Annotated in this window: 18 protein-coding genes; 6 read left to right on the top strand and 12 right to left on the bottom strand. The window is 39.3% G+C overall.

Features of this window, described 5'->3' with window-relative positions; translation table 11 throughout:
• Nucleotides 1–5 precede the first annotated feature (5 nt).
• Nucleotides 6–398 (bottom strand): hypothetical protein, encoded by a 393-nt coding sequence (locus tag QQK02_RS05010; protein ID WP_284206865.1) that lies wholly within the window; start codon nucleotides 396–398, stop codon nucleotides 6–8.
• The gene (locus tag QQK02_RS05015; protein ID WP_284206866.1) at nucleotides 386–1,111 is read right to left on the bottom strand and encodes a type 2 periplasmic-binding domain-containing protein; all 726 of its coding nucleotides are present in this window, start codon (nucleotides 1,109–1,111) and stop codon (nucleotides 386–388) included. Before QQK02_RS05015 ends, QQK02_RS05010 begins: the two co-directional genes overlap by 13 nt.
• Before the next feature lie 213 nt (nucleotides 1,112–1,324).
• Between QQK02_RS05015 and QQK02_RS05020 the strand changes: the two genes are divergently transcribed.
• The 4 genes from QQK02_RS05020 (at nucleotide 1,325) to QQK02_RS05035 (ending at nucleotide 5,717) form a co-directional block, all read left to right on the top strand.
• Nucleotides 1,325–2,626 carry a CinA family nicotinamide mononucleotide deamidase-related protein gene (locus QQK02_RS05020; protein ID WP_284206867.1) on the top strand — a complete coding sequence of 434 codons (1,302 nt, stop codon included), beginning with the start codon at nucleotides 1,325–1,327 and terminating at the stop codon, nucleotides 2,624–2,626.
• Between the two features lie 182 nt (nucleotides 2,627–2,808).
• Nucleotides 2,809–3,135: a hypothetical protein gene (locus tag QQK02_RS05025; protein WP_284206868.1), complete on the top strand. Its 327-nt coding sequence runs from the start codon at nucleotides 2,809–2,811 to the stop codon at nucleotides 3,133–3,135.
• Between the two features lie 28 nt (nucleotides 3,136–3,163).
• Nucleotides 3,164–4,852: a FapA family protein gene (locus QQK02_RS05030; protein ID WP_284206869.1), complete on the top strand. Its 1,689-nt coding sequence runs from the start codon at nucleotides 3,164–3,166 to the stop codon at nucleotides 4,850–4,852.
• A gap of 82 nt (nucleotides 4,853–4,934) precedes the next feature.
• On the top strand, nucleotides 4,935–5,717 hold the full coding sequence (locus QQK02_RS05035) for a YggN family protein (RefSeq protein WP_284206870.1): 783 nt from the start codon (nucleotides 4,935–4,937) through the stop codon (nucleotides 5,715–5,717).
• A gap of 45 nt (nucleotides 5,718–5,762) precedes the next feature.
• Here the strand turns inward: QQK02_RS05035 and QQK02_RS05040 are convergent, their stop codons facing one another.
• Complete coding sequence (locus QQK02_RS05040; protein ID WP_284206871.1) at nucleotides 5,763–7,970, bottom strand: M3 family metallopeptidase; 2,208 nt, start codon at nucleotides 7,968–7,970, stop codon at nucleotides 5,763–5,765.
• 183 nt (nucleotides 7,971–8,153) lie between these two features.
• Here QQK02_RS05040 and QQK02_RS05045 point away from each other — a divergent pair, with 183 nt between their 5' ends.
• On the top strand, nucleotides 8,154–9,107 hold the full coding sequence (locus QQK02_RS05045; protein ID WP_284206872.1) for a D-2-hydroxyacid dehydrogenase: 954 nt from the start codon (nucleotides 8,154–8,156) through the stop codon (nucleotides 9,105–9,107).
• Between the two features lie 20 nt (nucleotides 9,108–9,127).
• On the opposite strand, the gene QQK02_RS05050 is transcribed toward QQK02_RS05045, so the two are convergent.
• Nucleotides 9,128–10,465, bottom strand: a complete 1,338-nt coding sequence (locus QQK02_RS05050; protein ID WP_284206873.1) for an NAD(P)/FAD-dependent oxidoreductase — start codon at nucleotides 10,463–10,465, stop codon at nucleotides 9,128–9,130.
• A 125-nt stretch (nucleotides 10,466–10,590) separates the two neighbouring features.
• Between QQK02_RS05050 and QQK02_RS05055 the strand changes: the two genes are divergently transcribed.
• Complete coding sequence (locus QQK02_RS05055) at nucleotides 10,591–11,166, top strand: GNAT family N-acetyltransferase (protein WP_322790593.1); 576 nt, start codon at nucleotides 10,591–10,593, stop codon at nucleotides 11,164–11,166.
• A gap of 54 nt (nucleotides 11,167–11,220) precedes the next feature.
• Here the strand turns inward: QQK02_RS05055 and thrC are convergent, their stop codons facing one another.
• The 8 genes from thrC to QQK02_RS05095 all read right to left on the bottom strand — a co-directional run bounded on the left by thrC (nucleotide 11,221) and on the right by QQK02_RS05095 (nucleotide 19,443).
• The gene (thrC, locus tag QQK02_RS05060; RefSeq protein WP_284206874.1) at nucleotides 11,221–12,501 is read right to left on the bottom strand and encodes a threonine synthase; all 1,281 of its coding nucleotides are present in this window, start codon (nucleotides 12,499–12,501) and stop codon (nucleotides 11,221–11,223) included.
• Between the two features lie 9 nt (nucleotides 12,502–12,510).
• Complete coding sequence (thrB, locus tag QQK02_RS05065) at nucleotides 12,511–13,455, bottom strand: homoserine kinase (RefSeq protein ID WP_284206875.1); 945 nt, start codon at nucleotides 13,453–13,455, stop codon at nucleotides 12,511–12,513.
• Complete coding sequence (gene thrA, locus QQK02_RS05070) at nucleotides 13,455–15,917, bottom strand: bifunctional aspartate kinase/homoserine dehydrogenase I (protein ID WP_284206876.1); 2,463 nt, start codon at nucleotides 15,915–15,917, stop codon at nucleotides 13,455–13,457. The genes thrB and thrA overlap by 1 nt, the downstream gene beginning before the upstream one ends.
• 251 nt (nucleotides 15,918–16,168) lie before the next feature.
• On the bottom strand, nucleotides 16,169–17,116 hold the full coding sequence (locus tag QQK02_RS05075; RefSeq protein WP_284206877.1) for a GGDEF domain-containing protein: 948 nt from the start codon (nucleotides 17,114–17,116) through the stop codon (nucleotides 16,169–16,171).
• On the bottom strand, nucleotides 17,116–17,724 hold the full coding sequence (locus QQK02_RS05080; RefSeq protein WP_284206878.1) for a chemotaxis protein: 609 nt from the start codon (nucleotides 17,722–17,724) through the stop codon (nucleotides 17,116–17,118). The genes QQK02_RS05075 and QQK02_RS05080 overlap by 1 nt, the downstream gene beginning before the upstream one ends.
• A complete protein-coding gene (locus QQK02_RS05085) occupies nucleotides 17,721–18,086 on the bottom strand; it encodes a response regulator (protein WP_284206879.1) in 366 nt (121 codons plus the stop codon). The genes QQK02_RS05080 and QQK02_RS05085 overlap by 4 nt, the downstream gene beginning before the upstream one ends.
• A gap of 331 nt (nucleotides 18,087–18,417) precedes the next feature.
• Nucleotides 18,418–19,110, bottom strand: a complete 693-nt coding sequence (locus tag QQK02_RS05090; RefSeq protein WP_284206880.1) for a M48 family metallopeptidase — start codon at nucleotides 19,108–19,110, stop codon at nucleotides 18,418–18,420.
• Between the two features lie 21 nt (nucleotides 19,111–19,131).
• Nucleotides 19,132–19,443, bottom strand: a complete 312-nt coding sequence (locus QQK02_RS05095) for a YebG family protein (RefSeq protein ID WP_284206881.1) — start codon at nucleotides 19,441–19,443, stop codon at nucleotides 19,132–19,134.
• Between the last annotated feature and the right edge of the window lie 184 nt (nucleotides 19,444–19,627).

Genomic DNA, 19,627 nt, shown 5'->3' on the forward strand with positions numbered 1-19,627 from the left:
TTGAATTAACAAATCCCAACGTTTTGACTTAAACGTCGTAATACATATTCTTCTTTCGTCTCAACATGCTGATAAACAAATGCATGACTATCGAGAGATTTTACTTGGTAGGCATGATAATTGTTTTCGTCATTAAGATCAGCCGCAAAATGCTCATTTTCAATAAATTCACTTTTGGTTATTGTAAAGTGAATATTACCAACAAGGCCCCAATCGCCATATTCGATGATTTCTTCAATCACTTCGCCCTGGGAGTTTTGTCTAACAAATTTAAACTCAAAGCTACCATCTGCTGCTAAATGTGCAAACTCGCTCATGCTATCGCCCCGTTCATCAATGCCTGTGGAAAACCACTCACCAATAAGCAAATCGCGACTATATTTTTCTACTGTTCCCACGGTTCTTTTATCTCGTATTTCTGTTTTAACATTTGAATCAACTGCTTTTCTTGTTTCACAAATTCATTAAACTCACGAATAATTTCAGGGTAAGTATTCGTTGAAAGATGGTAGGTATATTGCTCGTGAAAGATATTTTTTGCTAGTACAATTTCGCCTGACTTATTCAATTTTTTAAGCTGATACCGAATCACGTTTTCATCAATATTCGTTGCTTGGACATTTTTAACTAAAAGATGGCGAACAATACTCACTGGCGTTGGCTCTTCATGCAGCTCCACTTTCTTCTCAGCGATTAAATCGAGCCATAAGGTTGGATAAAAATCTCTAATTGTCATTAACGTTTTAACCTCTAAACGTGTTAGATCCTTTTTAGATTTATGGACATAAGTTCCTGCTAACAACCTAAGAACAGGTTCACTAAAGGTTAAATCAAGAGACTTTCCGCCGTCTGCTCGCCAGCGCATATTATCAGGAAATTTAAAATCAATATTATGATCAATAAACCATTTATCAAATCGCTTTATTGGCAGCGGAACAAATCGATACTTATATTGTTTATATTCAAAAAATGCCGTTAGCAGATCAAATGCAAAACTCGGTTGATTGGGGTGCTTAGAGTTAAAATTGAATAAGGGAAAATAATTAACATCCTCTACGCCAATCACATATTCAATGTGCTTATTTGCATTAGCAAGGGCAGGAAAAATCATGCACATAACACTTATGCCTATCAACAGCAAAGCACATAGTTTTTTCCTTAAAAGCATCCGCATAAAGTCTTCCAAACGAGTGAAATAAACCGTTTAAATAGTAGCATTAAGGTGAGACAGTCAGCAAAATTAATCGATGAAATTCAATTGCTAAATATGGTTATTTAAGTGCTAATCACCTAAAGTAGCACCAACGAGAAATAAGGATACGTAATGACCAAGTTAAATGTACAACTGTTGATGACTGGCAATGAGCTAATGACAGGCGATATTGTTGACAGCAACTCAGCCTTTATCGCAAACGAGTTTAAAAACATTGGCGTCACTATTACACGAAAAATTACTGTTGCTGATGATTTAGCCATACTTACAGCTGAAATTTCACAGATATCACAACAAAGCGATTTACTTATTATTAATGGTGGTTTAGGTCCCACGACCGATGACCTTACCGCTCAAGCCCTAGCTAGCGCAGCAAACTTGCCAATTGAAGAGCATCCTAACGCACTGGAACATTTAACCACTTGGTGTGCAAAAAGAAATGCAAAGTTATCTGCGGCCAACTTAAAGCAAGCATTGTTGCCAAAAGGTTGTGATATTGTCGCTAATAGCATCGGCTCTGCGGTCGGATTTTCTCTAACGATAAATAATTGCCTTATTATTTGTACACCAGGTGTGCCAAAAGAATTAAAACTGATGGTACGCGATGAAATAACACCTACGGTGAAAAACCTTATCGGTGACAGTAGTCAAATATTTACCAAGCGTATGCAAGTTTTTGGTTACGGTGAATCAGGCCTACAACAACTGATAAGTGATAAGCTACCTCAATGGCCCGAGCAACTTGAAATAGGTTTTCGTGCATCAATGCCGCTATTAGAATTAAAAGTAACCTATTCTAGTGCGTTCCCTTCAGACGAAAGAGATCTTTGGTTAGCGCAACTTGAGAGCTTGCTAGAGCATCATATTGTTCACCATATTACCAACCGACCAATATCGTTAGCTGAGCAAGTTAATCAGCTGTTGTCTTCAAATAACCTGACGTTAACGACGGCTGAATCCTGCACAGGCGGGCTGATTGCTAGCCAAATAACACAAGTATCAGGCGCATCTCAGAACTTCCACGCTGGTTTTGTCACCTATTCAAATGACATGAAAAGCAAATTGCTCAACGTCAACAAAACGACGTTAGAAGAGTATGGCGCCGTTAGCGAGCATACCGTGATTGAAATGCTTAAAGGTGCTTTAGCGATATCAGGTGCTGAATTAGGTATTGCGGTATCAGGCATTGCTGGGCCTACAGGCGGAACAGATGACAAACCAGTAGGAACCGTTTGGATTGCATGGGGAAATCACACTCATCTCAACACGGTGGAGTGCTTAATTCCTGGCACACGCTGGTATTTTCAGCAGGCAGTTTGTGCAATTACCCTTGATTTAATAAGAAGGTTTATCTTAAATATTAAAGATACACCGCGTTATTTAGTTGATAGGGCTCCAAAGCATATAAAATAACTGAGAAAATTTTATTAACGTTTCAACGTATTTTTAACGATATATAAGATTACTCATTGCTTAACACCTAATTTATTTATATATTCATAAAGTTAAGCAAGCCGGAGCTGTTAAATATATGTAACGAGGTTACAATGTAATTAGCCGCAATTAAGGCCCAAACTTTATCGTGGAGCACTATTTTGTTAGATAAAAACTTTATCACTAGTGGTCGAAACACCATTATCCATAAAATCAGAAAAATTGATTTAATCATTATCAATGGCAACCATAAGCCAGTTATCGTTACTCATACAGGCTTATCTGAATATACTGGTATTATTCCAGGAAAAAAATCTGAGGCTAAGAAGGCCTACCAAGAAGTCATTGATTTAACATCTATTGATATTTTTGGTGAAGAGAAAAAGCTTGTTTTTGTTCAAGCTCTCGACAATAAAGAATATAAAATTGATTACACCAAGGAAAATACACCAGCTTTTATTAAGATTCATCAAGAGAATTATATTTAGAAAGCTAGGTCTTTAGAGGTATTGATAAATGACCACAGCGAGTTTAGTCAGTAACAAGAAAAATAATATAGATCTCGTACTAACTCCAAACAAGTCTAGCGCGCCAATATCAGAGCTTGATATTTATGATTTAGTAGAAAGCTCTGAATATGGGGTTCTGCAACTAGTAAAAAATAACGTTAAAAATGCTATTGCAGAGCTAAATGACGTTTTAAAATCGTTACAAGAAAACCAAACTGGCAGAGAAATTCGCTACGAGATTTTAGTGCGTATAGACGCGACTATTCAAATTAAAATCGATAGTGACGATATGCAAGCCAGTGCCGAAATTACGGCAGCCCAAGGCGGTGCGCATCTTTCGGCTAAAGGCATTTTAAATGCGGCGAAAGAGCAAGGCGTAATAAAAGGCTTCATCAAAGAACAACTTATCGCTCTTGCACAAGCCGGCGCTAGAGCAAAACCTTCTACTCAAGTCACTAAAATAATAGCTAAAGGAAAGCCTGCTATTAAGGGCAAAGACACCAAAATAAAAATGTTGGTGGAAAGTGCTCAATCACGCGTACTTAGACCACAAGCTCGAGAAGACGGTACGGTAGATATGCGTAATTTAGGCGACATTATTTGTGTTAAAGTTGGCGATCCTTTAGCACAACGCATCCCTTTTACGCTCGGCATCAAAGGTTACACGGTAAAAGGCAAAGATTTAGAACCCTTACCCGGTGAAGATTGCCAGATAGAAATAGGTGAAGGTACGGTACTGAGTCCTAAAAACAACAATGTACTTATCTCAACATTGGTTGGTTTACCAAAAGTGATCGACAATGGCATGTCAGTTGAAAAGGTCTATAAAGTTAACAATGTTGATGTTGGCTCAGGGCATATCAAATTTGAAGGCAACGTTATCATTGAAGGCGATGTCAAAGAAAGCATGAAAGTCATCGCGTCGGGCGATATCACCGTTGGTGGTTTTGTTGAATCAGCAACACTAGAAGCAGGTGGCGACGTTATTATTCAAAAAGGTATTATTGGTAGAAAGCAAGAAGTTGAAACCAATAACGTTGATGATATCAAAATGTCGGCATTTATTAGTGCTAAAGGCAATATTCATGCTACTTACAGCCAATATACTGAGCTCGTTGCCGGCAAAGATATTACGATAGAAAACCAACTTATGCATAGCATCATTACCTTAGACGGTAAACTATGGGTAGGGCAAGAAGACAAACTCAACGGTAAGTTAATTGCTGGTCATATTAGTGCTGGTACGTCAGTTCACGCTGGTAGTATCGGTGCATCTGCAGGTTCAAACACCTACATTACTTTCGACAAACAGGTGAAAAAATACAAACAACGTATTGAAGCCATTGATGAAAAAATTAATGACGAAATCGAAAAAACGCAAGAGTTAAGAGGTGCTGCAGAGCGTTTACGACAGTTGCCTCAAGAACGCGCTGATAAAGATATGTTGGCAAAAGTTGTCAAAACTTATCAACATCATGCTAGCACCTTAGGTGATCTTCACAACGATAAAGAACGCGAAGAGCAAGCCTTACAATTTTTCATGGAAAGTGTTTATGTTGAAGGACGCGAACATATTTACCATGGCGTAGAAGTGCGAGTTGGTGATTTCGTGGAACGCAGTCGTCGTGAATATGGTCCAAGTAAAATATTTTATAGTGAACGTAAAGTTATTATTGATCCAATCGTAAATAATTAGCGCTTTAGCTCATTTTCACTAAATTTGTTTGTCGAAATCGATTAAGTTTTGCTATTCTGCAAAAAAATTCTTGGTGATTTTAATGAAATTTGTCCGTGCTTTTACACTTGCTTTGCCACTCGTAGCTTCTCCTGTTTTTGCTGAGCACTGCTCTGTTAATTTTAACTATGGTGTGATTATCGATCCTATTCATATTCGCACTTTAGACAAAGGCATAACAAAAGTTCAAATCACCAACAATAACCAGCTTTTTATTCATGGAAGACAAGTTCAATTAACGCCTAAACAAAAAGAATCATTATCTTTATACAGCAATGGCATTCGTGAACATGTTCCTGAAATTGTATCTATTGCTATCGAAGGTGTTGATATCGGCTTAAAAGCCGTCAATAAGCTTGTTGGCGGTTTAACTGGTGAGAACAGTGAGTCGCACCAGAAACTACAAGAAAATTTTGATGAGCTGCATTCGCGCATGCGCCGCCGCTTTAATCATTCAGACGACAGCTATTATGTTGCACCACAAGATTTTAACGATTTTGATGAAATTTTTGCCGGTGAATTTGAACAAGAAATTAAACAAATCGTTTCTGCCTCTGTTGGCACTATTTTGCTTGCAGTAGGTAAAGCCATGACAGCACAAGAAGAAGGCGAAATGGAAGATCGCATGGCGAACTTTGATCAGCACCTGTCAGAGCTAGGTGCAGAAATAGAGCTTGATATCAGCGAAAAAACGAAAGTCATTGAAACTAAAGCAAGTCAATTCTGTACCAAGCTAATAGAGCTCGATGATAGAGAAACACAGCTTCAACAACAAATCCCAGAGTTACTGCCTTACAACTTAATATCTACTGATAACAAACATTAAAAAAGGAGCCAATTGGCTCCTTTTTACTATTGTAGGCTTAACTGCTTATTTTTTTGGAAGCGGAAAGCCGCGATCACGCATCAATGCATCAACTTTAGCGTCTCGACCTCTAAAAGCGCGGTAAGCTTCAGCTGGATCAACAGCGTTTCTCACACTAAATAAGTGTTCAACGAGCTTAGCTGCAACTTCTTTATCGTAAAAGCCACCAGGTGCTTCTTTGAATGCTTCAGCGGCATCAGACGTCAACACTTCAGCCCACATATAGCCGTAGTATGCTGCCGAATAACCTTCACCAGAGAACACGTGACCAAAATGTGGTGTTCTGTGACGCATCACAATTGAATCCGGCATGTCCATACCTTTCAAAGTGTCGCGCTCAAACGAGTCAGGATCAATATTTGCTGGATCTGTGGTATGCAGCTTCATATCAATTAATGCTGATGCTAAGTACTCAGTCGTTTTAAAACCTTCATTAAACGTTGAAGCTTTTTTGATTTTCGCTACCAACTCAGCAGGAATACGTTCGCCAGTTTTGTAGTGAACAAGGTATTGATCAATGACTTCATCAGTCGTTAACCAACGTTCTAGTAATTGAGATTGGAATTCAGTGTAATCACGAACACCGCCATTTAATGTTGGGTAAGCAACATTAGAGGCTAAAAAGTGAAGTGCGTGACCAAATTCGTGGAAATAGGTTTCTGCATCATCCCATGAAATTAATGTTGGTTCGCCGGCCGCACCTTTAACAAAGTTCGAGTTGTTTGACGATAAGACATTTGTTTTACCATCAAAGGTTGTGAAGCTTCGGTATGTTGTTGCCCATGCACCTGAACGCTTACCTGTGCGAGAAAACGGATCTAAGTACCATAATCCAATATGCTCACCCGATGTTTTATCGGTAACTTCCCAAACACTGACATCTTCGTGAAAAACAGGAACCGAGCCTTTCTCTACAGGCTTAAAATCAAAGTTAAATAAACGACCTGCAACATAAAACATTGCTTCACGTAATTTGTCTAACTGTAGATATTGTTTCACTTCATCTGAATCAAGATCATATTTCTGCTTACGCACTTTCTCAGCGTAATAGCGGTAATCCCAAGGCTCAATTTTTTCAATGCCATGTAACTCTTTACCAAGAGCAAGCATATCAGCAACTTCTTCATCAACACGGGCAATCGCTGCAGGCCACACTTGCTCCATCAAGTTCATCGCATTTTCAGGCGTTTTCGCCATACGATCTTCTAAACGCCAAGCAGCATAGTTTTTGTAACCTAATAACCCAACACGTTCATGACGTAGTGTTAAAATTTCTTTGATAATAGCGTTGTTATCAAACTCATCGCCATTGTCGCCACGGTTGTAATAGGTTTCCCATACTTTTTTGCGTAGTTCACGATCATCAGAGTAAGTTAAGAACGGGTCCATAGAAGAGCGAGTATTGGTAATTGCATACTTACCTTCTTCCCCTTTTGATGTCGCAGCACCTGCTGCAGCCGCTTTCACTGAATCAGGTAAACCACTTAATTGAGACTCTTCCAAAAACAAGACATAGTTTTCTTCATCAGCTAATACATTGTTTGAAAATTTCGTATGTAGCTGAGCTAAACGCTGGTTTATATCTGCATAACGCTTCTTGTCTTCTTCATTAAGCGTTGCACCATTTTGTGCAAATGAATTATAGGTTAACCAAGTCACGCGCTGTTGATCTTTGCGTAACTCATCAAAACCTTCTCCTTTATAAACCGCTGAAATACGTTCAAATAGTTTCGCGTTTTGGTTAATTTTAGAGAAGAAAGTTGATAACTTTGGCGCCATTTCTTGCTGAATAGCACGAAACTCTGCACTTGAACGGTTTGCGCTCCAAATACCCCAGTAAGTGAATAAGCGGTCTAGTTCTGCGCCTGAACGCTCCATCGCAACAATCGTATTTTCAAACGTTGCCGCGGCTTCGTTATTTGCAATCGCGTCAATTTCCGTTAACTGCATTGCCATTGCTTCTTCTAATGCAGGAATTAACCCTTTAAGTTCGACTTTGTCAAAAGCAGGTACGCCTTCAAATGGACCTGTCCATTCTGCTAGAAGTAAGTCTTTTGCTGCTTGCACATCAGCGGCTAAGGTAGGCGCTGATTCCTGAGCAGTTTCAGCTTTTACGGCAGGCTGTTCAACCGTTTCATTTTTTGTTGTGCTTTCACTGCAGGCGACTAAGGCACCTGACAAGATCATCGCACTAAAAAGCTTATTAAATTTCATAAGATTCTCTATTAATTGTTATTTTAGCTAATGCTTTGATGAGATTTTTTATCCCTACCACCATACACAACCGGTAACTTTACGGTCAATCATAAAGTTGTAAAAACCGATAACTTGCGTGCTTTACAAGTTTAATGAAGCAAGCGACACTATCGACATCTTTACTCGTATAAATAATGCAATATGCAAGCTGTATTTCTCGATGCACAAACCTTTCATTCAAGCATCTCTTTTAATGATATTGAACAGGCCGTTGGCTCACTAAAAACCTACCCGTTAACCAAGCCACTTGAAGTTATTGAACGTGCCATAGGTGCCGAGATTATCATCACCAACAAAGTTATGCTCTCGGCGGCGTTACTAAAACAGCTACCTAATCTTAAACTAATATGTGTTAGCGCAACTGGCACTAATAATGTTGATTTAGACGCGGCAAAAGCATTAGGTATTGTCGTAACGAATGTGAGTGGTTATGCAAGTCAATCATTAAGTCAGTATGTACTAGCGCAAATATTAAACTATTATTGTCGCCTGCCCGCTCATAACCAAGTAACACAAAATAGTACCTGGCAAAATAGCCCGACGTTTTGCGTTCATGGCGACTCAATGATTGAACTAGCAGGGAAAACGCTCGGCATATATGGTTACGGTACATTAGGACGCGCAGTTGAGCAGCTAGCTAAGGCATTTGGGATGACGGTACTTATTTCAGAACACGCTAACAAAACCGCTATTCGAGCTAATCGTGTCAGCTATCAAGAAATGCTTACTAGCTCAGATATCATTAGCGTTCACTGTCCTCAAACAAAAGCAACCACAGAGCTCTTTAACCGAGCAGCTTTTAGTAAAATGCAGTCACATTGTTTATTTATCAACACAGCCCGAGGAGGCGTAGTAAATAGTGTAGATTTAGCTAAAGCGCTAACAGCTAATGAGATTGCACATGCGGTGGTAGATGTACTCGAACAAGAACCACCGCAAGCAGATCACCCTTTACTTGATAAGTCGTTAACCAATATCACGATCACCGCACATATGGCGTGGGCAAGTATTGAAGCGCAACAACGATTAGTTGCACTGCTAGGAAAAAATATAATCGACTTTCAACAAGGTATCGCGACTAACGTTGTTAAATAGTCACGCAATGGTTGAGTCAACTAAAAATAAGTATCTTTGATTTGACCATAGTGGAAATACCCCCACTGGCCAACACGACGAAATGGCGCAAATGGAAATTTAGGTAAGTGCTTTTGATATAAAGGTAAATTAGGAACTGATTGTTCAGCTACCTTTTGAGCAAGCCTTTTGCCTGCTTGTACTGAAAATGACACGCCAGCACCACAATATCCCATCGAGTAAAAGACGTTTTTATTATCATTTTGATAGATGTGAGGCAGATCATCTAAAGCCACGGAAATCCAACCAGCCCACGCATATTGGTAGTTAATGTTAGCAAGCGCAGGAAAGCTTGTTTTTAACACCGATAATAACCGATTAGCATAGTATGGATCTTGAGCGTCTTTACCACTAATAGCGCCTCTTCCACCGAATAACAAACGATTATCAGGCAGCTTTCGGTAGTAATATTTTAACGCTCTTGTATCCATAACAACATTAGAGCTAATCAGATTGCACGCATCGATCTGCTGTTGTGTTAAAGGCTCCGTAACAATAATTTGAGACAGTACTGGTAAGGTACGACCCGCAACCAACGAATGAAAATTTTTAGGCGTATAGCCATTAGTTGCGATAACAACCTTAGACGCTGTGATTTTTGCCATCGGTGTCGTTAATACTTGGCGATTATTTTCTTCCTGCCAATCTTCTACAGGTGTACCGGTATGTATTGTAACGCCTGCTTTTCTGGCGAGTTCTTGATAACCCCAAGCAAGTTTTAACGGGTTTAAACCAAAACCATCTTGATAACGAATTGCACCATGAGCATTTTGGTCTGCCATGTATTGGCTGTGCAATTCTTGACGTGATAACACTTGTACATCATAACCGAACATCTCTCGTTGCAAATTTGCTAGATCGGTTAACTCTTTCATCTTATTCGCTTTATGGGCGACCTTTATATAGCCATTAGGTTGACGATCACAGTCAATACCCTGACTAATCAAGTGATTAACGGTTTCAACACCTTCTTGCATTTCACTATAAATACCGCGCATGACCTCTTCACCCCACTGGGCTTTCATTTGTGAAAATGACTTACGGCCTGATGTTTTAAGAATGAATCCAGCATTTCTGCCGCTGCAACCCCAGGCGGTTTTATTCGCTTCAACAACCGTTGCTTTAATTCCATGCTCTGTTGCCAGGTGAAGTGCAGTTGATAAGCCTGTGTAGCCAGCACCAATAATGCAAACATCAACATCAATATCTTTGGTTAAGATGCCATCATCTTGTGGCGCTTGACCGGACACATCAGCCCAATAACTTGTTGGATAGGGTTCGTTGGTGCCAGGAGAATAATGATGAAGAGGATCGTACATATGGGCTCACTACTACTTAAAATTGCGATGTTCAACTAGGCTTTCACGGTAAAAATCATGAAATGCCCAAAAAATAATGGCAAACTATGCCACGTTTTTAATGAATTCGCATCTAGGTTGTTTCTGTGGTGACAAAAAAAGAAATTATTTATCGAGAAATGTCGGCTGAAGATTTTGAGCAAATTATCGCTTTAGGGAATCATGTCCACGGCGATGGCTATTTGAATCAACAGAATATAAAACAATGGTTTGAAAAAGGGCTAAAGAATAACATTAATGCTAATTACGTCGCCTACGATGGCAATAAATTAGTAGGCTTTCGCATAACCTATAGTCCAGAGCAATGGGATATTGACCAATGGTCTACACCGAGCAAATGGCAAGTAGAGCCCGCATTGGTTAGTTATTTCAAATGTAATACGGTAGATGAAAACTATCGAGGCTATGGCATTGGTTCTCAATTGCTGAAAGATTCAATTAATGCGCTTAAAACACAAGGTGCAAAATCCGGTGTTAGTCATTTATGGATGCAAAGCCCGGGTAACAGTGCAGTTAAGTACTTTACCAAATGTGGCGGTGAGTTAGTGCAAGAGCACCCAGATAAATGGCATGAAGACAGCAAAAATGGCTACCGCTGTATTTTATGTGGTTTTGACTGCCATTGCAGTGCAGCAGAAATGATCATCTATTTTAACGATTAGCATCGCATGAAGTTAAAAGGAGCAAGGTAATAGCTTACCATGCTCCTTATTCACTTATTCGCCTAAAAGAAACGCGCTTAACTGAGCAAAATCAGCCGACATATCAATTGAGAGAATTTGTTCACTCGCACAATCGGCAAGTTCTTTTGGCAATGCTAAAGGCACACCTAAGATACTTTCTACCACTTCCTTAAATTTAGCTGGGTGAGCCGTTCCTAAAAACAGGCCAAGCTCATCTGCTTTTAAATCACTTAACATTGCTTTATACGCTATAGCGCCATGTGGTTCACTCAAATAGCCTTGTTGATTTAATGCAATCACCGCTGATTGAGTTTGTTCTTCATCAATCGTTTTAGATGACAATAGCTGTTTATCGATAATATTCGACTCAAGCATATACTCAATACGAGGCCAGTTATTTGGGTTTGAAACATCCATTGCATTGGAAATCGTAGCAACCGTGTCATTAGGCTGCCATTGACCTGATTGCAAATAACGCGGCACGGTGTCGTTTGCATTGGTTGCCGCGACAAATCGTTCAATAGGTAGCCCTAATGCTTTAGCTAACATCGCGGCGGTTAAATTACCAAAGTTACCGCTTGGTACTGATAGTACAACCTTCGACGTTTCACCTGATTTTTTCAATTGTGACAACGCTTCAAAGTAATAACAAATTTGCGCTAATAAACGACTAATATTAATTGAGTTAGCCGAGTTTAAACCTATCGTTTTGGCTAGTTCTCTATCATCAAACGCTTGCTTGACTAACGCCTGACAATCATCGAATGAACCATCAATCGCAATTGTGCGAATATTTCCACCTAAGGTAGTGAACATCTTTTCCTGAAGAAGGCTGATCTTTCCTTTAGGGTATAAAATCACAACATCGATATTCTCTATACCATGAAACGCGTGCGCAACTGCTGCGCCGGTATCGCCTGAAGTAGCTGTTAAAATGGTAATTTTTTCACCATCAGTAAATCGTGACAAACACTGCGCCATAAAACGAGCACCGAAATCTTTAAACGCTAATGTCGGGCCATGATACAACTCCAATGAAGCAACATCTTCGCGCACTTTGTTCACTTTAGCTGGAAAATCAAACGCACTATTAATCACATCATAAAGCGCTTCTTTTGACAGGTCTCCCTCTACAAATGGTGCCAATACTTCAACACTACGTTCAACTAAATCCATATCTAGGAGCGCGTCAATATTATCAAAACTTGGGATTTCCTCAGGAAAAAATAATCCCTGCTCTCGCCCTAGACCTTGTTTTACTGCCTGAGCAAAGCTCACCTGCTCAGTATTATCTTTTAAATTATAGTATTTCAAATCGTTCCCTTAATCTAAGATCCGTGCACCATGGGTGTCTGCTTCGCAGACATGGACAAAGCCCAGTGACGTTTTTAAGTAATTCTCTTTTAACCAACAAGCAAGTTCATTCGCTGTTTGTTCATTTTCACAAACACAAAATAAAGTAGGCCCAGAGCCTGAAATGCCAACCGCAAGACCACCTTGCGCTAGCAAGTATTGTCTTGCTTCATCAAAGCCCGGTAATAAGTGTTTGCGGTAAGGTTCAGCGATTACATCTTCAAACGTAGAGAAAGCTTGTTGTGCATCTTGGCGATAACAAGCATCAACAAATGACGCTAATGTTTGGCCATACTCGATTGCTTGTGCTCTGGTGTAACTGTCAGGTAGCACATCTCTAGCTGCCTTGGTAGACACTTCAATGCCTGGATACGCCATGATGTAATAGTGATCATTAAAACTTGGTAGCGTTGTTGTGACCTTTTGCGTTTGCGGCAACATCAGTTGCAAACCACCTAAATAACAAGGCGCAACATTGTCGTAATGTAAACTACCACTAATTTGGGCTTCCATTTCACCCATCATTTTTAACAACTGTTGTTCATCAAAAGGCGCTTGATAAAATGTGTTTAAAGCAACCAAAGCAGCTACAACCGAACACGCACTGGAACCTAAACCACTACCAACCGGCATCTTTTTATCTAGCGTCAATTTTACCGGTTCAAATGCCAAATCATTCGTCTGCATATATTGATGAAATAAGACTAAGCAATGCCAAACAATATTTTGCTGAGGATCACTCGGCAACTTGTCAGCAAAATCACCAACAATTGATAAATGGTTTGTCTCTGCACTTTCAATAGAGACCACATCGCCAAGTAATGTGCCATCAATTGGCTGTACTGCCATGCCAAGCACATCGAAACCAATACTCAGATTTCCAATCGATGCTGGAGCGAAAACGTTATATTTCATTAGCTTACTTGCTCCCACGCTAACGTTCTTAATAAATCACCGAAAACACCTGCCGCGGTAACCGCAGCGCCCGCACCATAACCTCTCAAGACAAACGGAATTGGTTGGTAATAACGGCTATGAATTGCTAATGCATTTTCACCGTCTTTAATTGCATTGAGCGGGTGTGTGCCATTGACGGCTTCAATAGTCACTTTACATTGGCCATCAACAATATTGCCAATGTAACGTAATACTTTACCTTCTGCTTTTGCTTGTGCGACTTTTTCAACATAATAATCATCGATTTTTGTTAAGTTTGTCATAAACTCACTAACCGAACCGTTAGCGTCAAAGTCACTTGGCAAAACAGGTTCAATATCAATATCACTTAACTCTAATTGCAACCCCGCTTCACGGGCTAAAATTAACAGCTTACGGGCGACGTCCATACCACTTAAATCGTCACGAGGATCTGGTTCGGTGAAACCGTTTTCTTTCGCGATAGCTGTTGCTTGAGAGATTGACATCCCTTCATCTAATTTACCAAAAATATAAGACAATGAGCCTGACAATATACCTTGAAATTGATGCAGTTCATCACCTGCTCTAAATAAGTTTTGTAACGTATCAATTACTGGTAAACCTGCACCTACCGTAGTTTCATACAGAAAACGACGTTTTGTATTTTGCGCAGCATTTCTTAGCGCTTGATAGTATTGCCAAGAGTCGGTATTCGCCTTCTTGTTAGGTGTTACCACATGAAAACCTTGCTCTAAGTATTCAACATAGCTCATCGCTAAGTCTTCATTTGATGTACAATCAACTAACACGGGGTTGATTAAATGATTAGCTCGAACAAAATCTTTAATGTCTGAAACTTGCAGGGGAATCCGACCGCTGTCATCGTTTAACGACTGTTGCCATTGCGATAAGTCAATACCGCCACTTTTTACGAGCATACCTTTTGAGTTAGCAATGCCGTATACCGTTAAATCAATATTTTGCTTAGCAAGTGCTTTTTGTTGACGCGCCATTTGCTCAATAAGTTCACTACCAACTACACCGCACCCCACTAAGAACACATCGATTGATTGGTGGTGAGAAAAGAAATTTTGATGGCAAACTTTAATGGCATCTGTTGCTTTTCTGCCTTCAATGACCACAGAGATGCTGCGCTCAGAAGAGTCTTGAGCAATCGCGATAACGTTAACCCTAGCTTGTGCTAAAGAACTAAATAGCTTAGCAGCAACACCTTGTTGTTGTTGCATGCCATCACCGATTAGTGAAACAATTGATAGATTGTTTTGCAACTTGATGGGTTCAAGTAGGCCGTTAAATAGTTCTAACTCAAAGGCCTGATGTAAACTCTTTTTAGCGCGCTTTGCATCTTTAGTATGGACACAAAAACTAATGCAATATTCACTTGAAGATTGAGAAATCATCACCGTTGAAATATTGGCATGGCTCATTGCTTCAAAAATACGGCTAGCCATACCAACCATGCCCTTCATACCCGGACCTGAAACATTAACCATAGTTAAATCATCAAGGTTTGATATTGCTTTAACAGACTCACCCTTTGAACGTTCATTACCTATCAACGTACCTTTCGCTTCAGGATTTGACGTATTTTTGATGTAACACTCGATATGGTTTTGCGCTAATGGCCCTATCGTTTTAGGGTGTAATACTTTCGCTCCAAAATAAGAAAGTTCCATCGCCTCTTGATACGACAGATAGTCAAGAACAGTGGCTGTAGGAATAGAACGAGGATCAGCATTGTAAACGCCACTAACGTCTGTCCAAATTTCGCAAGCATCCGCTTGAGCACATACCGCTAAAACAGCAGCAGAATAATCAGAACCATTGCGACCTAATGTCGTTAATTGACCATCAACACTTGTACCAATAAAACCAGGCATTAATCCAATACCGGCTAGCTCACCGTAATGTTTGCCATATTGCTCTTTGCTCTTAGCTAAATTCGCAACGGCATCTAATGATTCACTGTTAGTGTAAAGAAATTTTTCAGGGGCGATAACGCTAACTTGTTGACCTTGCGCGCTCAATACGCCATCTAGCAAAGAAACACTTACACGCTCGCCTAAACTGATAATACGTGCGTTGATGTGCTCTGGGCAATATGCAAGCAGGTGTGCACCTTCGAGGAAACGATCAAGCTGACCGACTAAATCACTGACATGCGCTTGTACTTTAGCACCATCAAAACCAGCGACTTTTTCACTAAGTGCTGTTGTAATATGAGTAGACGCTTGCTGAAATTTTGTTAAACCATCTTCAATAGCTTGTTTTTCGCCAATGTTATTCGCTAAATGCACAAGATGATTGGTGATACCTTGTGGCGCTGATACTACCACAGCAATAGCGTCAGATTGACTCTTAGTGGTAATAATTTGGGCGACATCCAAAAATCGTTCGGCATTGGCTAACGATGAACCACCAAATTTCAGCACTCGCATTTTCTTCCCCTTTTTAAAACAAAAAAGCCCGTAACTTTTGAGGTCACGGGCTTTATAAAAATATATTTTTTACGCGTCAGCCAATGACCATCTGCTCAATAATGAGGATGGTAATCGTGGTCGTGGTAATTAGGCTATTAAGTATACGCATGACTTTAAACTGCCTGAGAAAAAGCTTAGAGTCAATACTTTAATTTAAAAAAATAGTTATAAGATATTTACGTTTTAGAAATGTAATATGATGTGAAAAATTACACGCAGGCAATCAAAGTTTTGTTGACTGCAACTTGGTTTCTACCCAGTGCTTTTGCTTCGTATAAGGCTTGGTCTGCATGAGCAATTAAATCTTCATAACGAAAATCATCATCGCCTATCGTAGCAACGCCAATGCTTGTCGTCACATTGATTGGCTCTTCATTAAATAACAAAGCGATATCTTCAATACGTTGACGAATTTTTTCTGCAACATCTAGCGCACCAGCAATGCCGGTCTCTGGCAAAATGACAGCAAACTCTTCACCACCATAGCGACCAAAGGTATCCGAAATTCGAATAAGCTCTTCAATAACTTTAGCGGTTTCAATTAGCACCATATCGCCACACTGATGTCCGTAGTTATCATTTATGCGTTTGAAGTGATCTAAGTCAAACATAATTAATGCTAAATCTGCATCGTATCGTCGTGCACGAGCAAACTCTTGCGCTAAACACTCTTCCCAATGCTTACGGTTGTATACTTGCGTTAGACCATCGATTCTATTTGCCATTGCCAAATCATCTAATGTTTTTCTTAACATAGTTTGGTAATGACAAACGTCGGTAACATCTTCTATTAATATACAGATATGTGTCAGCTGACCTTTATCTTCTATTGGAGTAAAGGTGACATTTTGCGCCATATAATGGCTATCGGTAGTAATTGGTCGTGTATGAGGCAACTCAAATAAATGATGACGTTGTTCCCAAGAACAAAACGAAGGAGAATTAAGTTGTTTAACACCGTTAAGCTTACGTTCAAACCAACGCTTAGGCAATTCAGGGAACACATCGTAAACAGACAAATCACACACATCTTTAAATTGTTTGTTAGCGTGGATCGCCAAAAAGTTATTCCAAAAAACAATGCGATAATCTAAATCTAAAACAATAACACCTGAATTAAGCTGGTTAGTTACTTTTTCACAGAAACTTAACGTCATTAGAATTCTTCCAAGATGCGATCTAGCACCGATTTAATGTTACTAATTGCAGATTCAGGAATAAGTAAAATCATATCGCAGTTAAACGAGAAGTCTGTTACGCGATAGGTAATTTTCACTTTTAACGCCAAATCCCAATGAAATAAAAGATTTTCGACATGTTCTACCAAAGGGTTTTGAGAAGCAGACAACAAACGGGGCGCACTGTAAGACATTTGATTGTCTATTTGAGAGGCAAACACATTTAAAAATGTTGTTGTTAATATTGAGCTTATATCAATAAGCTGCTCTTCTTCACTTAACTCACCAGGTTCATACCCTAGTAAATCAGCTATTTGTAAAGAGTCTTGAGATTGGTAAACCAATAAAGCTTCGCCGCGAATACCTTCATAGCCAAAAAAGCCTTGGCTAACAATCGCAGAAGCTAATGTTTTATCGTTTAACGTGATCGACAAAGAGCTGGCGTCTACCTGCTCAATACTTGGCACTCTTAAATCAACAAAAGTGTCTAAGTAACGAGCAAGCTGATCACTCGCTTGCCCCATTGCAACATTGATCAACTCCTGCAAACAATCTTGCTGATCTTCATTTAAATTGAACGCACTCATATATATCCATGTTGTTGTAAATTTGAGGTCAGTACCTCTGCATTTACCGGCTTCCTTAAAAACGCTTTCGCTCCTAGTAGCATCACTTTGTTCTGCATTTCCGGCTGAATATCAGCTGAAATAACAAAGACTGCGGTATCTAAATTAAGTTTTTGGATTCCCTGTAAAACACCAACGCCATCAATATCGGGCATGGTTAAATCAAGAAATAGCACGTCTACGCTATTATCTCGTAACAAGGTAAGGGCTTCTCGGCCATTCGATGCTGTTTTAATATCGACTTGCCATTGTTCAGGAAGTGAACGAAGTACTTGTTTACGGGCAAGGTTAGAGTCATCACATATAAGAACTGACGAGCTCATTGTGGGAAATCCTTTTATTGTTATTTTTGTTCTTTGCCATTAATTTAACTTAAATGACCAGCTTTTTAAACAAAAAATTTACATAGGATTTACAAGATTGTATTACTGAAAGTATATCAATAACATAGATAAACTATTGAAAGTGGTTAAGCAATAACCACTTGAAACATAACAATAGAAATAATTGCCGATGTTAGGTAAATACTAATCATTTTTAAATTATCAGAAGACAGTTTCATATTGTAAGCTCCAAAGTTATCAATGAAGCCATTTTAACTTTTGGTTAAATAGTAAACTGTTGTTTGTTTTTACCTAGCGTAACAATTTGTAATCAGTTAAAGACAGACAAGCCGATTTTATGACGTTTAATCCAATCTTTTTGAACATCATAATTTGGCATGAATTGAGCAACTAGCTGCCAGAAGTCAGCAGAATGATTCATATGTTGAAGGTGGCAAAGTTCATGAACAATAATGTAATCGATAACGTCATCGGGCATCATTGCTAAGAGTGAATTAAAGGTTAACTGCTGCTTGGAATTACAGCTACCCCAACGAGACTTATAATATCTAATTTTATAGGTAACTGGCGTTAATTGAGTTTTTGCGATCCAATAAGGAAGTCGTAGCGCTAACTTTTCACTAATGATTTGATTGAAGTAAGTCAATAACGCATTTTTTACCAATGTGGGACTGTGTTCATCGCTAACACTTTGATTAACCAAAACATGGAGGTAATCGCCAGTAGCAATAACTGGAGCTTTTTGTTGAGACTGATAGTTAAGTGTATGAGTTTGACCAGCAAACAATATACCTTCGTCTTCGCAAAACGCATTTTGCTTAGCAAGGGTATTGTTCACGCTTTGCTTTAATTTACGACCAATCCAATGGGACTTCTCAAGCAAAAACTGGTCTATTTTTGACTGACAGACATAAACCGGGGCACGCACAAACACTTGCCCGTCTTTAACAGTAATAGCAAGCGTTTTACGCTTAGCGCTGCGCGCTAGTTGATAAGAGATCACTACGTGCTAGTTGATAATCTGTTAAGCGACGTCTTTTTTATCTTCAGCTTGCTGCTCAGGCTTCTCTGCAACCTTTTTAACCGGCTTAGGTTTTGTCACTTTAGGCTTTTTAGCCTGCAAAGCGATCAATAGCTCTTCTCGATGTGACGCTAAATAAATGCTTAACTCTTCAGTCACGTCTTCAGATAATTCTACTGGCGATTTGGCAAATATTTCAGTGAGGTTATCTGCCATATCAAGCATTTTGTCATATTCATCTGCCGCCTTCTTATCCATAAACGTTTTTACCTCCGCGTTTTGGCGAATCACTACGTAACGAGTTTCAACTGCCATTAGAATTCCTCTTATTCAAACCATTTTCTTGCTTATTAAGCTGTATAAATCAACAGTAGCACAATTAAAAATTGATTAAAAGATAACAACAGTTAATTACTTGGGTATTTTGAAGACATTCGAATAAACCTCGGCAAAAGGGTCTTTAACGTATTCAGTTAGTTACGATAGGGAGTAACTCACA

It is taken from the genome of Thalassotalea eurytherma, assembly GCF_030161415.1.
GTDB classification, from domain to species: Bacteria; Pseudomonadota; Gammaproteobacteria; order Enterobacterales; family Alteromonadaceae; genus Thalassotalea_G; species Thalassotalea_G eurytherma.